The following is a 15,445-nucleotide window of genomic DNA, read 5'->3' on the forward strand; positions in this document are numbered from 1 at the left end:
CGCCAGAGCGCTGGAAAAAAAGCGGCTGTATAAAAACCATAAGTCACCGCCAGGAGACACCCGATGCCCATTGCGAATGCAGCACCAGCGACCACGGTCGCTGACCCGATACAAGCGCTTTACCACAAAATCACCTGGAAGCTGATCCCTTTCCTGTGCTTCTGCTACCTGGCCGCGTACCTCGACCGGATCAATATCGGCTTCGCCAAACTGCAGATGCTCGATCAACTGCAATTCAGCGAAACCGCCTTCGGCCTCGGTGCCGGCCTGTTCTTTGTCGGCTACATCCTGTTCGAGGTGCCCAGCAACCTGGTTCTGGAAAAAGTCGGCGCGAAGATCTGGATCGCCCGAATCATGATCACCTGGGGCCTGCTCTCGGCCTGCACCATGCTCGTGACTTCCACCACGCAGTTCTACATCCTGCGCTTCTTGCTCGGCGCCGCCGAAGCGGGCTTTCTGCCGGGCGTGCTGTATTACCTGACGACCTGGTTTCCGACCTACCGCCGGGGCCGCATCATCGCGTTGTTCATGATCGGCCTGCCGCTGTCCAGCGTGATTGGCGGCCCGCTGTCGGGCTGGGTCATGAGTTATTTCGACAACTATGGCGGCCTGCATGGCTGGCAGTGGCTGTTCCTGATCGAAGCGGTGCCCAGCGTATTGCTCGGCGTGCTGACCTTCTGGGCCCTGCCGAACAACTATCGCCAGGCCAAATGGCTCAACGATGAAGAAAAAGCCCTGCTGGAGCAGGAATTGCAGGCCGATGACGCCAGTGCCAGTGGCAGCAAACACAGCTTTCGCGACGGGTTCTTCAACCTGAAAGTATGGATGCTCGGCGGGATCGACTTCTCGATCCTGCTCAGCGCCTACGCCATGGGGTTCTGGATGCCGACCTTCATCCGTAACGCAGGCGTTGTCGACACGTTCCACATCGGCGTCCTCACTGCGCTACCGAGCGTCGCCGCGTTGTTGGGCATGCTGTTGATCGGCGCCAGTTCCGACAAACACCGCGAGCGCCGCTGGCACATCATCGTGCCGTTTCTGGTGGGCGCAGCGGCCATGGCCAGCGCACCCTTCTTCGTCCACAACGTGGTGGCGACGGTGGCGCTGTTCGCCATCGCCTCGGCGGCGATCATCGGCGCGGTCCCGGTGTTCTTCAGCCTGCCGGCGACCTTTCTCAAAGGCACCGCTGCGGCCACCGGATTCGCCCTCGCCTGTTCGGTGGCGAACATCGCCGGGCTGGTGAGCAACTCACTGATGGGCGTGGCCATCGATGTCACCGGCAGCAGCGCGGGCGCCCTCTGGTTCTTCGCCGGCTGTCTGATTCTGAGCAGCTTCCTGGTGATCGCCTTGCCGGCCAAACTGGTCAACCGCTGATACACCACTGTCCCTGTGGGAGCGAGCTTGCTCGCGATGACGGCATGACATTCAGCATCAATGTTGACTGGTCTACCGCTATCGCGAGCAAGCTCGCTCCCATAGGGAATTTCAGCAGCCGAATATTCCGATTATCAGGTGAGAAAAACCATGCGAGCTGTGGGTTGATGTGAATGCCCAGTTCGGCGCCGATTACGGGCGAGCGCTGGGTTACAAGAAAAGTCCGCCTGTGGGCACGCAAAAAGCCAAGGTCGTGTTTGCCATCGACCAGAAAAAATTCTGGGATGATTATGTGAACCTTGTGACCTTGCCGACACCGGTCAAAGGCAGCTGATGCCGCGGTCGATCATGAACGAGTGACAGCCCGCGGCGAACCCCTCACAGTGAGCGTGGTCGCACAGGTGAACTGCTGAACGTTGCTCAAGGGTAGAGCCGTCAGCGGTTCGGTCCCTTTTTCTGTCGAGAGCCCCTTCATGCGCCGACTCCTCGCGTTAACCCTTTCTTTGTTGTTGATGTCCCTGAGCGCCTGCGCCCTGTTCCCCAATCGCGATCCGCTGAACATCAACGTGGTCGGCTTCGAACCATTGCAAAGCCAGAACATGGAAGTACGCTTTGCGGTGAAAATACGCGTGCAAAACCCCAATGAAACCGCCATCAACTACAACGGCGTGGCCCTGGACCTGGAAGTTAACGGCCAGCCACTCGCCTCCGGCGTCAGCGATCAATCGGGTACGATTGCACGCTTTTCCGAAACCGTACTGACCGTACCGGTCAGCGTTTCGGCGTTCTCGGTGCTGCGCCAGACATTAGGCCTGAGCCAGACTCAAACGCTGAACAACCTGCCCTACCTCCTGCGCGGCAAACTGGCTGGCGGGCTGTTCGGCACCATGCGCTTCGTGGACAGTGGCAAACTCAGCCTGCCAACGTCGACGACCGGCACCTGGTAAGACTCACAAAAGGAGTGACAAAGAACATGGACGCCACACCCACGCTCTACACCGAACGCTTGATCCTGCGCCCACTGGAATTGGCCGATGCCGGAGCCATCCAGCAACAGTTCCCGCATTGGGAAGTCGTGCGGTATCTGAACGTTTTCGTCCCATGGCCTTATCCCGCGGACGGCGCACTGACCTACCTGCGTGACAATGCCCTGCCGGCGATTGCCCGTGGCGAAGAATGGCACTGGTCGATCCGTTTGAAGTCGGCACCTGAGCAACTGATCGGCAATATCAGCCTGATGGATGAGCAGGACAACAACCGCGGCTTCTGGCTCGGGCTGCAATGGCAAGGCCAGGGTCTGATGACCGAGACCAGTGCAGCCGTGACCGAGTACTGGTTCCAGACCCTCGGCCGGCCAGTGTTGCGTGTACCAAAAGCGGCGCCCAACATCGGCTCGCGCAAACTCTCGGAACGGACCGGCATGCGCTTGATCCGCACCGATGAAGGCGATTTCGTCAGCGGGCGATTCCCGAGAGAAATCTGGGAAATCACCCGCGAAGAGTGGCTACAGCAACGCTGAAAATACAGGAACCGGGACCGGCCACTTACCTCGTGCACGACACCAACCAAATGTGGGAGCGGGCTTGCCCGCGATGGCGATCTACCAGTCGACATTGATGCTGAATGTGCCGGCCTCTACCCAGGCAAGCCCGCTCCCACAAGGGTTATACGGTGAACCGGACGCCGGGTTTAGCCCGTTCATCCACCGTCAACTCAAACACGTCCGGGCGCGCGTAGTGCCCGGTCACATCGAAGTCGTAACGGGCGCGGATCAGGTCGTCGGTGTCGATTTCAGCGCTGAGCAAACCGGCACTGTCACGCAGCGGTCCTGCCAGAATGTCGCCCATCGGTCCGACGATCACGCTGCCACCGGCAATCAGCGATCGGTCCACCGGCCAGTTAGCGATGTCCACGCCCAAAGCGCGCGGTGAATCCTGAACCTGACAGGCGCTGACCACGAAACAGCGTCCTTCATGAGCGATATGGCGCATGCTGACCTGCCACATTTCCCGCTCGTCGACCGTTGGCGCGCACCAGACCTCCACGCCTTTGGCGTACATTGCGGTGCGCAGTAACGGCATCATGTTTTCCCAGCAAATCACCCCGCCGATCCTTCCGACCTGACTGTCGATCACTGGCAACGTCGACCCATCGCCCTTGCCCCAGATCAGCCGTTCCGTACCGGTAGGCATCAGTTTGCGGTGCTTAGCCACCAGCCCCGCCTGCGGATCGAAATACAACGCAGTGCAGAACAAGGTGCTGCCAGCGCGTTCGATGACACCGATCACCAGATTCGCGCCGGTGCGCGCCGACAATTCGGCCAAAGCTTCGGTTTCCGCGCCGGGCACATCGATGGCGTTGGCGAAATACCGGGCAAACGCGTCGCGACCTTCCGGCAGTCGATACCCCAGTTGAGTGCCAAAACCCTCACCTTTCGGGTATCCGCCGAGCAATGCTTCGGGCATGACGACCAGCGCGGCACCGGACTCGATAATGGCGTTTTCATACGACAGGATTTGTTCCAGGGTCTCATCCTTGCCGCCAGGCAAGGCACCGATTTGCAACGCAGCAACGATTGACTTGGGCATGGCAGTAACTCCGAAAGCAATGAGGTGTTGCTCATTCTCAGGCCCCACAGGATCATGAATAAAGCCCCATTCACTGCTGAATGATATGAACCAAATGAATATCGCCGCCGTTGATCTCAACTTGCTGAAAGTCTTCGAAGCCCTGCACGAGGAGTCCAGCGCCAGTCGCGCTGCGTTGCGCTTGGGTGTAACGCAATCGGCGGTCAGTGCGGCGTTGCGCCGGCTGCGCGAGGTGTATGGCGATCAATTATTCGTGCGTACCGGTCGTGGCCTTGCCCCCACCCTGAAGGCCAACCAGCTCAAACCGGTGGTCAGCGATGCCCTGAACAAATGCCGCCAGAGCCTGGCGATGGTCGACCCGGCCGCCAATCATTACGAAGGACGCTCAGTCACTGTAGGCTTGTCGGATGACTTTGAAATCGCCTACGGGCGGCGCTTGATCGAGCACATCGCAATCTGCGCGCCGAAGCTGAGGCTGATCTTCCGTCAAACCCACAGCCAGATCGTCGCCCAGGCGTTGATGGAACGCAGCATCGATCTGGCGATTACCGCCGGCGGGTTCGCCGAACGGTTGCTCAGCCGTCAGGTGCTGGGTGAAGGAGACTATCTGTGCCTGGTAGATCCGATGAGTCTGGCCAAGGGACAGCAGACCCTCAGTCTTGAGGAGTTCGTCGCCCGCGAGCACATTCTGGTCTCATCAGGCGGCTTTATCGGGATCACCGATGAAGGGTTGGCGGCGCAGGGGTTGAGTCGACGGGTATGTGCCTCGACCACACACTTTGCGGTGTTGCCGCATTTACTCAAGGGCAGTCAGGCCGTGGCGACCATTCCGGCGCATGCAGCCCAAAGCATCGGTGCGCTCAGCGGGTTGGCGCTGCTGCCCTGCCCTCTGGCGTTGCCGCGCTACCCGATCGAACTGGGCTGGCGCACCAGCACGCAGCTCGATCCGGTGGTGTTGAAAGTGCGCGAGGCGATCGTGGCGAGTTTTGCGTGAAAGCCGGGCTTATTTGGCAGCCATCAGCCGATTGACTTCACTGCGCACCATGTTGGCGAATTCCGGGGGCGACATGCCGTCAAGTTCGGAGCGGACCCACTCGGCCCACTTACCCTTGCGTTTGGCGCGCTCACCGAACAAGCGCGCGGCCTCGCCTTTGGACTTGCCGAGGTTGCTTTGCCAGAGATCGAACAGACGGGATTTTTCATCTTCCAGCGCAGCGCGCTCGGTAAGGGGTTTGTCGGCCAGATTGAAGCTCATGGGAAATACCTGCTGCGTAAAATAGGCGACATCTTACACTGTAGGAGGAAATGTCCTGCGCTGGATTTTTCGTCAGGATTGAGCTCGCGCGCGAATCCGCTGCAACTTTTTCGATGACGACGGACTCCATTGTTCACTGTCCATTCACCTGCAAGGAGTACTCAAATGGCCCGGAAAACCGCCGCCCAAGCCGCCGAAGATCAAATCAAGGATCAGGCCTTCAGCGAACTTCAGGCTCTGATCGAAGAGTCGGAAAAACTGCTCAAGAGCAGTGCCTCACTGGTCGGTGAGGAAGCGGAGACACTTCGTGGGCAAATCGCCCAGAAACTTCAGCAGGCCCGGGACTCGGTAACCAGTGTTCGTGACCGGACCAAACCCGCGGTTGAAGCGACTGAAACCTACATCGGTGGTCATCCGTGGCAAACCGTAGCCATCTCTGCCGGTTTCGGCCTGGTAGTGGGTTTGTTGCTCGGTCGGCGCTAAGCGGCTTCGATAAAAAAGGCGAGCCTTGAGCTCGCCTTTTTCATGCCTGCATTTTACTGATGCTTCAATCCCCTGCCAGCTCCCGCAAATCCGCCAGCGTCTGTGGGTCGAGGTGGATGCCGTCAGTATTAGTCTTGGCGCGCTGATGATGACGTCGATCACCCGGCAAACGCTTGAGCCCCACGCCATGCATTTGCCGCACCAGTTCCTGACTGCGCTCGGCGAAACTCTGACCGGCAGCCTTGCTCGGATCAATCACGATCAACAGCTGGCCAGTCCACGGCGTTTTCGCGCCGGGATGGTTGGACCAATCGAACTCGAAAGAAAAATTACCGCCGGTCAACGCCGCCGCCAGCAGCTCTACCATCATCGACAGCGCCGAACCCTTGTGCCCGCCAAACGGCAGCAATGCGCCGCCCTCGAGTATTGCTTTCGGGTCCTGGGTCGGCTGGCCGAGGCTGTCCACGCCCATGCCAGCCGGCAAGCGTTCGCCCTTGCGAGCGGCGATCTGCACATCGCCATGGGCAATGGCACTGGTCGCCAGGTCGAAGACAATCGGCTCACCGTCGGCCCGAGGAGCGGCGAAAGCGATCGGGTTGGTCCCGAACAGCGGACGATCGGCACCGTGCGGCACCACACAGGTCATGCTGTTGACCACGCTCAACGCCACCAGCCCTTCATAGGCAAATGGTTCGACATCCGGCCATAACGCTGCGAAATGATGGGAATTACGGATCGCCAGCACCGCGATGCCGGCACTGCGGGCCTTTTCCACCAGCAATGCACGGGCCGCCGCGAGGGCCGGTTGGGCAAAACCACCGCCGGCATCGACACGGACAAAGCCCGAGGCCACATCTTCGACCACCGGCACGGCCTGGCCATTGACCCAGCCGCTCTTGAGCGTCGACACGTAACCGGGGATACGGAATACACCGTGGCTGTGAGCGCCGTCGCGCTCGGCGCCAGCGCAGTTTTCGGCCAGGACCCGAGCGACTTCGGCCGAGGTGCCATGACGCAGGAATATCTTCTCAAGCAATGCCGTCAGCTCGTCGAGGGACAGGTTTTGCGAGACAGCAGTAGACACATGATCGTGTGGCGCAGACATCTGAAGCTCCAGACTAATTATTGGAGGGGGCAACAGCGTACGAAGACGAACGATTAACAACGCGCCACGAGTGACCTGTCAACCTTTCGATGGTGCCTGCATGCACGAATACTGACAGCTCGTGCTTTAACTATTTACCACCACCGGTACAACGTCGGCTTTTAGTCTCGAACATCCAACCACAAGCGCACACCGTTGCGCCCTGAACGAGACTCGACGATGTCCAAATCTCCTGTTCCATTGTTTTTCCCCGAGGTCCTCCAGTTCCCCGGACTGTGGAACGACCTTGGCAAAACCCACGGACTCACGCAAAGGGACTTCGAGTGGTTCAGTCATCTGGAACTGGCCAGCCAAACCTTGCGCGGCCAACAGAGTCCGCCGATGCTCGCCGAAAAAATCCTGGTCAGCGCAGACAACCTTGAGCCGATCCCCTTGGCCGGCAGCTTCGTACTCAGTGCGCCCCCCGATGACCACGGGGAAATTCTCTATACGCCGTACGGCGGCATAAAAAAGTTCGACAGCCGCTCAGCCCTTTCCGAGCAACTGAAAAGGCAACTGAATAGCGCAACCGAGGACGACGACCTGCTGGCCTTCATGGCGTTGGCTCAGCGTAAAACGCTGGTTGCGGCCACCAGCGTTCAGGTGGCCTTCGAGGTCATTGAGGGCGATGTGTTCGAAGACCAGAGCGCGGTCATCACCCATAATCAGCACATCAACAATCAGGCGATGCTCGACGAATTGCTCAAGCTGCCGACGCTCACTTCGCTACTCAATAAGGCGCTAGGCGAGGCGCTGTCGCCGGTCTTTGCGGGGCTGGATCAAAGCCAGACCCAGGCCAATGTTTTCTCCGGGCAGCGCTGGGCCAACTCCATTTCCCTGAGTGATGCCGTGCTGCTGCACTACCGTCATCGGCGCTGGCCAATCGGGCAACGCCTTGAGTTTTCCAACCCAAAGAAAAATCCTGTCGACACCGACCAACAAGACTGGGAAAACGCAGTAATCGCCGTGTCCGGAAAACTCGCCAGTCTGCTGAGCGCGCAACTGCAAAGCTACTGGAACACGGCGAGTACCGATGGAGCCTCACGTCGCGATTTTTTCAGCCGGGCCATCCGTGAATTGGCACGAGCCGATCTGTTGCTCAAGCGCGAGGCCGACATCATCAGCGCGCAGCAAAGCCAGGCTTTGCACCAACTGATCGAGCCTCCGGTAAGCGGGGTCCGGCCGGTCACGGTCGAGACTGTGCGGCTTTGGGAACACGAGGCCAACTATGTCGAGCTGGCGGGCTCTCTGATGATCAATCATGCCAATGCCTTTCTCTACACCCCCACTCTGGGGTTACAGGTATTGAAGGACTATCCGGACCTGAAACAGACCTTGCTCAGTAAATTCAGCGCGGCCAGTCACGAGGATGAGCTTTACGGCCTGCTGAGCCTGGAGGAGCGTAACCGCTTCATCGGTTTCGATCAGCCGCATGTCACCGGTGTAGTGATTTCTGGTTCGATATTCAAAACGCTGTTCGAGTCGATCATCTTCAAACAACTGCAAAACATGGATCACGCCCTTCAGGTTTTCTGTCACAGCGATGGTGCCGTCGACATCCATGCGTTATTCGACAAGGCGCTGGATATACGCACCATGATCAGCGAACCCTTGTTGTCGCTGGATGCCCATGGACGCTGGAGTACGAGGCCGGTACTGACTGGCAAACAAAAGCCTTCCATCGTGCGGGCCGATACCGCTGCGGCGTTTGTGAAAACCTTCGGCGATGTCGAATCGCTGATCAGCGCCGACTTCGCTGCGCAACCTGTCGCCTCGCTGGCACTGCAACGGGTCTATCTGGAGAAGATGAAACCGCAACTGGCTCATGCGCTTTCCGTCGGGATACGCGGGGAAGCCAGCCTGCGGGTGCTCGACGCAACGTTGCGGAACGCCGAACAGGCCATTATCGATACGGTGTTCAACCCGGATAAAGCGGATCGTAAAAGCCGTCTCGCACTCAACGGTTTCCGGCCTGACGCTTATTCGCTGATCCTTGAGTGTTCCGGCCAAAGGGATGTACTGCCCTTGGCCAATTGCGTGTTGTTGACCGAGCGCGGCGGAATCGACACCCGGAATTCGGGGCGCGCAATTCTGTGGACGCCCGCAGCGGGGCTGGAAGTCTTTGATTCGGTCAACACTGCAAAACTTGAAGTGAACCGGCGTCTTCTCGATCCCCGCAAACGCCTGGCACTGCTGGAAAACCTTACCCCTGCCCAACGCAAATTCCACCAGCGCTACTCGCTCAACTCGTTGCGACTGATTGAAGGCAACGTCTTGCAATATCTTTCGCAATCGTCCATCGAGCACTTTCTGGCAGCCTGCGAGCGCGTACGTTCACTGGACCTTACGGATGCAAAAAAGTACAAAGCGCTCAATGAGCTGACGAAGACGGCCATCGACACCAACTTGCGCAGAGCCACACTGATTTCAAAGGCGATCATGCAACAGCAGACCTTACCGGCCTGGCTTGGCATGGCCCCGGTTGAGGATCAGCAGTTGCACATCGAATTGCTGGAGCAATACCGCAACGTCGTCACCGACGACAAAGACTACCTGCACGGGATACAAACGCTGTCGTCCTACGTACATGACCGATTGGCGTCATTGCTCGGCAGCCGGTTTCCCGAGGCGCGGCTTGACCCGGACCACATCGAAATCATCCCCAACCTGGCCCTGGCCGGACCGTCTCGAACCCTGACCGAGTTCGCCCTGAACCACATCAACATTGCTCAAGGCACCGGGTTCAAGATTGCTTCGTCCACCACACAAACGCTTCCTGATCGTCTGGACCAACAGGCCGTCCAGCAGCTTTTACAATCGCTGAACATCCAGCGTGATTACGCAAAGTTGGTGACGGATACATTAACCGGTGGCGAAGCTTCCATTCGCAAGCTGCGTTTTGTCCAGCAACTGCCGTGGCAACTGCTGCAACACGCTCATGCCCTGAAGCTGCAGCAACGGCTTTCCGCCAGCGCGTTCGACCTGATCTGGCAACTGCTCGACATGCCGGACGCCATCGCCCGGGCTGCCGTGCAAGGCGCTCATGCCATCCTCCGCCCGCTGGAATTGATCAAGACAGCCGGTGCCGCAGCGGTAAAAGCCCTGGGGCTTTATCTCATCGGCCCTGGCACCGGGCATGAAGGCCCGCAAATCCTGTATGCGCCCTATCACGCAGGCTCTGTGTTCACGGAGTTCGAGAATGAGGCCAGTGTTGTCACCGCAATGAATACGCCGGGGGCACTCCAGGATCTGATTATTCGTCGCCTGCCCGGCAATCAGCAGGCCTCGTTCAGCAACCTGTTCAAGATCACCCTCGGACAAGAGAGCGAAATCACCCTCGCCTCCTCCTCCATCGGTGGCAACCTGCTTGCTCAATTGTTCAGAGACAACACCCGCCTGCTAACGCAAATGCTCGGCAGTCAGGCGCAAATCACCGGCCTGCCGGACTGGGAGGCTGCCAAGAATCTGTTCAGCTCCGGAATCAAGCTGATTTCGGGCCTGCTGCCGGGCAAACTCGCCTATGTGCGTTTTTTGTGGCAGAGCTACCTGGATTTCAAAGACTCCGCCGAGGCACTGCAGGATCACCACTGGACACGGGCCTTGCAGGCTTTTATTGCCGGCGCTGCGCAGATGGTGACGATGGGACAGTTGTCGCTGGAAGCCTCGGTCGGCACTGCGCAGGCGACTGCCGAAACGGCACCGGTCGCAAGCCCCATCGTCGAGCCAAAATGGTCAGACGTAAAGCCGACGGCGCCGTCACGCACACTGTTGCAACCCTTCGAAGCACCGACCGTGGAATTGAAGGATCTGGCAAAGGATCCGGTCGATGGCATTTACGTTGATTCAGTCAGCAAAAAACAGTACGCCCCCGTTGCCGGGAAGGTCTACCCCGTCGCAAAACCCGGTGCTGTCTGGCAAATCCTCAATGAGAAAGAGAACGGGCCGTCTCTGCTGAAAACTCCGACCCGGCAGATGGTGCTCGACCCGGATGTGCACACGGTCCACTACGGCAAAGCCCTGTCGAAAATGCACAATCAATATGTTTCTAATCTCTCGGTCAGAGGGATTCTGAACATCGAAGCGCGGGGAATGGAAGACATTCGGATAAAACACCCGGAAAAAGCACGCATAATTCATCAAGCCATAGACTTGGCTCGCTACTACGCCTTCAACAGTCTGCATAACATGGCTCAGCTCAGACACTTGGTTTCCGGTACGCGACTCGATACATTCCTCAAAGCTTTTTTTGATGCAAGCATCATCGACACCAGCATTCTCGACAAAATCAAAAATGTCATCGTTCCCATTTGCAAAGCACTAGTGGATCCAAACGAGGATTTCATGAGCACCGAACGCTTTGTAGTCGGTTCAAACAAACACGGGTGCGAGGATGCGATCGCTTTTGTTGTGCGGGGAGACTTAAAGAAGAATGTGCATTTCACGGAAAAGTTTTTCGATCAGCAACTCGATTTGTATAAGTTCTGCTTGAAAGAGCCGTTCGATATCGATAGCCATGCGCAGGCTGCCACTCTGATTCACGAGTTCTCCCACCTTTATTCAGAAACTGTGGATATCGCAACGCTAGAGTCAAGGCGCCCGTTCAGCGATCTTGTTACGTCGATACCCGTTTGGGGCACGACGCTGAAACAGGTTCAGTTGGACTTCCAGCGACAGGCACTGTCCCTGGCAACGCCAAGGGAACAACTGTTTACACGTTGGAACAGTGAACTGGACTCATGGGACGATCTGGACGATTTTGGGGGGTTAGATCATGTGGGTAAGGAAATTTTGAAAGTGACGGGTTGCGCAACGTTGGATGAGGCTCGCAACGCCTTCCTGAATCCACAGAACGTAAACTTGCGAATCGACACCATTTTGCGCAATGCCGACTCGATCGCATTTCTGATTTGCGAAATGGGACGGCAACTGGACCCGGTGCCTGGTGCATCCACCTCACAACCCTGAACCCCATGACATTGCGCAGACCCTGTGATCTGCGCATCACCTTTTTTTCACCCCCGTTTATGCAAACTGCCGGACAACATTCTGTCTTTGCGGGCCTCTCAGTAAAAATATGCGCACTTTGATGGGTAATTGCCATGACGGCTGTTCTCGCAGACTTCCCCTCAAGGTTAGAATGCAGGAAATCAGGATGAGTCAATGACCGACAATTCTCTCTCGCAAGCCCAATATGACGCGATCACCGATGCCGCTGCGCACTGGTGCATGCGCATGCACGCCATTGACTGCACTGCGCAAGAGCGGTTGGAGTTTGAACAATGGCATGACGCTCATCCGCTTCATGCGTTCGAGTACGAGGCCATGCTGGATATCTGGGAGGTTGCGGGGGATCTGCCACGTCCCGAAGCCGTCGTGCCGGTTACTCACCTCAAGACTCAAACACATTGGCGCACGTTCGGCATCGCTGCCGCCGTGTGCGCCCTGGCGTTGCCGCTGGCGGCCTATAGCGGCTGGAACCTGGGCTGGTTGCCCAATTCGTATCAACACTACGAGGCAACCGACAATGTCCGCCACGTCACTCTGGGTGATGGCAGCCAGGTGGAACTGAACCTGGGCAGTGAGCTGACGTTCAGTAACTACAAAGACCAGCGTCGGGTGACGCTCGAAAAAGGCGAAGCTTTTTTCAGCGTCAGCCACGACACTCGCCACCCGTTCGTCGTCAAGGCGGCAGAAGGCAGGATTCGGGTCACCGGGACCAAATTCAACGTCTGGATGTATGAAGATCAAGTCAGAGTGAACCTGATTGAAGGCTCGGTGCTGGTGAGCAGCAATGATGACCTTGCAGGTGATGGTTTGAGACTCGGGCCCGCGATGCAGGCAAGCTACGGCCACGGCGACTACATTCCCCGAATCAGTCAGGCTTATGACAATGACAACTCATTGGCCTGGCTCAACGGCAAACTGGTGCTCGATGATCTGGCGCTGGCCGATGCGCTGCCATTGATCAATCGATACTTGAACAAACCGCTGATGGTCGCTGACAACAACACCGGAGCGATCCGCATCGGTGGCATCTACAACATCAAAGAGCTCAATAGCTTGGTGGCGTCCCTGCCCAAGGTGCTGCCGGTCTACCTGACCCGCAACAAGGACGGCAATCCGGTCCTCAACTCCATTCCGCAACAAGCCCCGAAAAGCTGAAGGCCGCGCCCCTTGCGGGGAGCGGCCTTCATTCTTGTTACAAGCGCCAGTCGCGTTACTGTGCGGCGACCTTCCCGGTTTTCTCATCCTGCTCGCGAATGGTCTGAACCTGATACTGCGGATCGGACGTGATCTGCTGCTCGGTGAACGGCAACACACTCCATTGCTTCTTCGAAAAAGCCTGCGTCTGATCCTTGGAGTACTTCGAGGCTGGATCGCTGGAGAGCGAGAATGCCAGCAGCCCCTGGGCTTGCGGCCCCTTGTCATCGAATGTCACTACCTGCAAATAGCTGGTGCCACTGATGACCTCGAGTTTGCCGTCGGTTCTTGGCACGCTCTGAATGGCGTTATAAACCCCCAGAGTGCCCGGCCCACCGTGAATCGGCGTTTGCTGGCCACCACTGCTGACCACCTGGATGTCACCCCAGCGGCTGTCAGCCTTGAGCCCCATCTTGTTGACCTGCTCTACCGACGCCAGCATCGCCTCGCGAACAGCCTTGGCAACTTCCGGCCGATCAACGGCCAAGCCGCGCGGAGTGTGTTGCGGATCTTTCGAATCGAAGGCCACACGCCAGACATCCGGTGTTTCCTGCAACGCCTCCATGACGTTCTGGAAATGCACAAACCCCAGACCGCTGTCCAGATTCGCACTGCGATCCCATAGCTTGAGGCTGGCACACAACGGCGTGAGCAACGGTGCATCGCCACCCAGGTCTGCCGCACAGAACTGCAGCAGGTCCGGCATCACTTGAGCCGCCTGATACACCTGATCGTCCATCACCATGTGTTGCAGGTCTGCCGCCGCAATCGGGCCAGACTTGTTCAGCGCATTGAGGCGATCCAGTGCAAAGCGCGAACGCAGCCCCAGTGGCTGGCTGTCCTGACTGATCAGCGGCGAGAAACCGGTGAGCGGTTGCGCCGGGTTGGCCATCCACGCCGAGTCGTTGGAGTGCTGTACGAAGTCTTTGCGCAACAGTTGCGGCAACTTGTCTGGCGCATAGATCCCTTTTTGCGCCGCCGTCGGGTCGATGTCCCAGGCACAGGCACTGTTGGAGCCATCGAGGACAATCATCTGCAACCCGGCCCTTGGGTCACTGCACTTGGCCAGTTTGTCGGCATCGACGTTCGGCACGACCGAAACGTTCATGTACAGCGTCTGTCCCTGATCGTCCGCCGCCAACGTGTTGACCCACGGGATTCCCTGGATCTTGTGGAGCGACGCCTGCAAATCCTTGAGGCTGACGGCACGGTTCATGGCGTACCACTGCTGCAGCACTCGATCGTTATCCAGATTGGCATCGCGCAGGCTGTAGGCGAACTGATTATCCCAGTCCAGCTTTGCGGGCCACTGCACGATCGGGCCAAATTGCGAACTGTAGACCACATGGGAAACCGGTTTGGTCTGCCCATCCGGTTGCTTCACGCTCACCGTCAGGGTCTGTTTTTTCATGGGCAACGACTTGCCATCGAGCAGATAACGGGTCGAATCCTTGGGATCGAGTTGCAGACGATACAAGGTGAAATGCTTTGACGAGTCGACGGTGTGGGTCCAGGCCAAGTGCTGGTTGAAACCGATGTTGATCATTGGCAGACCGGGCAATGCAGCGCCCATCACATCCAGCTTGCCGGGAATGGTCAGGTGCATTTGATAGAAACGCATCCCGCCCACCCATGGGAAATGCGGGTTGGCCAGCAACATGCCACGACCGTTGAAAGAGCGCTCGCTGCCGACGGCAACCGCGTTACTGCCGCGATCCAGGGCAAAACGTTGCATACGCGAGGCCGCCACCTGGAACGATGCCGGGGCGCCGTTTTTTTGTGCAACGGCTTTGGGTGGAGTAGCGCCGGCCAGCGCTTCAGCAAACTGCCCTACGCCGCCTTCAACCAACAGACGACGGGTCAACTTGACCAGGTCCTGGGCGGTAATCTCGCGCACCCAGGCGCCCTGGCATTGCTGTGGTAAACCCTGCGCCCGACGCTCAGTCAGCGAACGGTTGTAGCCCGCCACGTACCCTTCGATGAGTTGACGGACTTCAGGGGTTTGCGCCTGCCAAAAAGCCGAGACGGCCTGCGGAGTGTTCAGCCAGTTGAAAAACAGATCGCTGACCAGGTTTTCGCGCTCCTCAACCGTAAACTGATCCGGGCCGAAGTACCGTGAGCGTTCGCCGTTCACGGTGGTGATTTCATTGGCCAGCAGGCACAGGTTGTCCTGAGCGTAGGCATAGCCAATGCCGTAGCCGAGCCCACGCTCGTTTTCGGCACGAATATGCGGCACGCCGAAACTGGTCCGGCGGATATCGGCAGTCGCCTGCTCCGGCTGGCTGCGCGCGTTTGCCGCAAGACTCAAGCCCACCAACACGCCTGCAAGGCTCAACCTGGTTAACTGCCTGGAAATAATCACGCTCGCTCCTGATCGAAAAAACGAAGGTCACACCCTGC

The 15,445-nt window shown here is 58.1% G+C and carries 11 protein-coding genes and 1 pseudogene; 8 read left to right on the top strand and 4 right to left on the bottom strand.

Features of this window, described 5'->3' with window-relative positions; translation table 11 throughout:
- Positions 1-63 precede the first annotated feature (63 nt).
- From FQ185_RS25145 to FQ185_RS25160, 4 genes and pseudogenes are all read left to right on the top strand, one after another.
- Positions 64-1,374: an MFS transporter gene (locus FQ185_RS25145; RefSeq protein WP_149419789.1), complete on the top strand. Its 1,311-nt coding sequence runs from the start codon at positions 64-66 to the stop codon at positions 1,372-1,374.
- A gap of 154 nt (positions 1,375-1,528) precedes the next feature.
- Positions 1,529-1,708: pseudogene (locus tag FQ185_RS25150) on the top strand (nucleoside hydrolase); the annotation flags it as partial.
- A 139-nt stretch (positions 1,709-1,847) separates the two neighbouring features.
- A complete protein-coding gene (locus tag FQ185_RS25155; RefSeq protein ID WP_149419790.1) occupies positions 1,848-2,321 on the top strand; it encodes an LEA type 2 family protein in 474 nt (157 codons plus the stop codon).
- A gap of 26 nt (positions 2,322-2,347) precedes the next feature.
- Entirely contained in the window at positions 2,348-2,893 is a 546-nt protein-coding gene (locus FQ185_RS25160) for a GNAT family N-acetyltransferase (RefSeq protein WP_149419791.1), read from the top strand.
- Between the two features lie 145 nt (positions 2,894-3,038).
- Here FQ185_RS25160 and FQ185_RS25170 read toward each other — a convergent pair whose 3' ends face one another.
- Positions 3,039-3,962, bottom strand: a complete 924-nt coding sequence (locus FQ185_RS25170; RefSeq protein ID WP_149419792.1) for a carbon-nitrogen hydrolase family protein — start codon at positions 3,960-3,962, stop codon at positions 3,039-3,041.
- An 85-nt stretch (positions 3,963-4,047) separates the two neighbouring features.
- Here FQ185_RS25170 and FQ185_RS25175 point away from each other — a divergent pair, with 85 nt between their 5' ends.
- Entirely contained in the window at positions 4,048-4,956 is a 909-nt protein-coding gene (locus FQ185_RS25175; protein WP_149419793.1) for a LysR family transcriptional regulator, read from the top strand.
- 9 nt (positions 4,957-4,965) lie between these two features.
- On the opposite strand, the gene FQ185_RS25180 is transcribed toward FQ185_RS25175, so the two are convergent.
- Positions 4,966-5,217, bottom strand: coding sequence for a hypothetical protein (locus FQ185_RS25180; RefSeq protein WP_149419794.1), 252 nt, complete (start codon positions 5,215-5,217; stop codon positions 4,966-4,968).
- Positions 5,218-5,382: 165 nt separating this feature from the next.
- Between FQ185_RS25180 and FQ185_RS25185 the strand changes: the two genes are divergently transcribed.
- Positions 5,383-5,700 (top strand): YqjD family protein, encoded by a 318-nt coding sequence (locus FQ185_RS25185; protein ID WP_149419795.1) that lies wholly within the window; start codon positions 5,383-5,385, stop codon positions 5,698-5,700.
- 64 nt (positions 5,701-5,764) lie between these two features.
- Here FQ185_RS25185 and FQ185_RS25190 read toward each other — a convergent pair whose 3' ends face one another.
- On the bottom strand, positions 5,765-6,805 hold the full coding sequence (locus FQ185_RS25190; protein ID WP_149419796.1) for an Ldh family oxidoreductase: 1,041 nt from the start codon (positions 6,803-6,805) through the stop codon (positions 5,765-5,767).
- 219 nt (positions 6,806-7,024) lie between these two features.
- Between FQ185_RS25190 and FQ185_RS25195 the strand changes: the two genes are divergently transcribed.
- Complete coding sequence (locus FQ185_RS25195) at positions 7,025-11,809, top strand: dermonecrotic toxin domain-containing protein (RefSeq protein ID WP_149419797.1); 4,785 nt, start codon at positions 7,025-7,027, stop codon at positions 11,807-11,809.
- Positions 11,810-12,004: 195 nt separating this feature from the next.
- Complete coding sequence (locus FQ185_RS25200) at positions 12,005-13,006, top strand: FecR family protein (protein ID WP_149419798.1); 1,002 nt, start codon at positions 12,005-12,007, stop codon at positions 13,004-13,006.
- Between the two features lie 55 nt (positions 13,007-13,061).
- On the opposite strand, the gene FQ185_RS25205 is transcribed toward FQ185_RS25200, so the two are convergent.
- Positions 13,062-15,407, bottom strand: coding sequence for an acylase (locus FQ185_RS25205; protein ID WP_149419799.1), 2,346 nt, complete (start codon positions 15,405-15,407; stop codon positions 13,062-13,064).
- Positions 15,408-15,445: the final 38 nt, after the last annotated feature.

The sequence above is a fragment of the Pseudomonas sp. ANT_H12B genome (assembly GCF_008369325.1).
Classification (GTDB): domain Bacteria; phylum Pseudomonadota; class Gammaproteobacteria; order Pseudomonadales; family Pseudomonadaceae; genus Aquipseudomonas.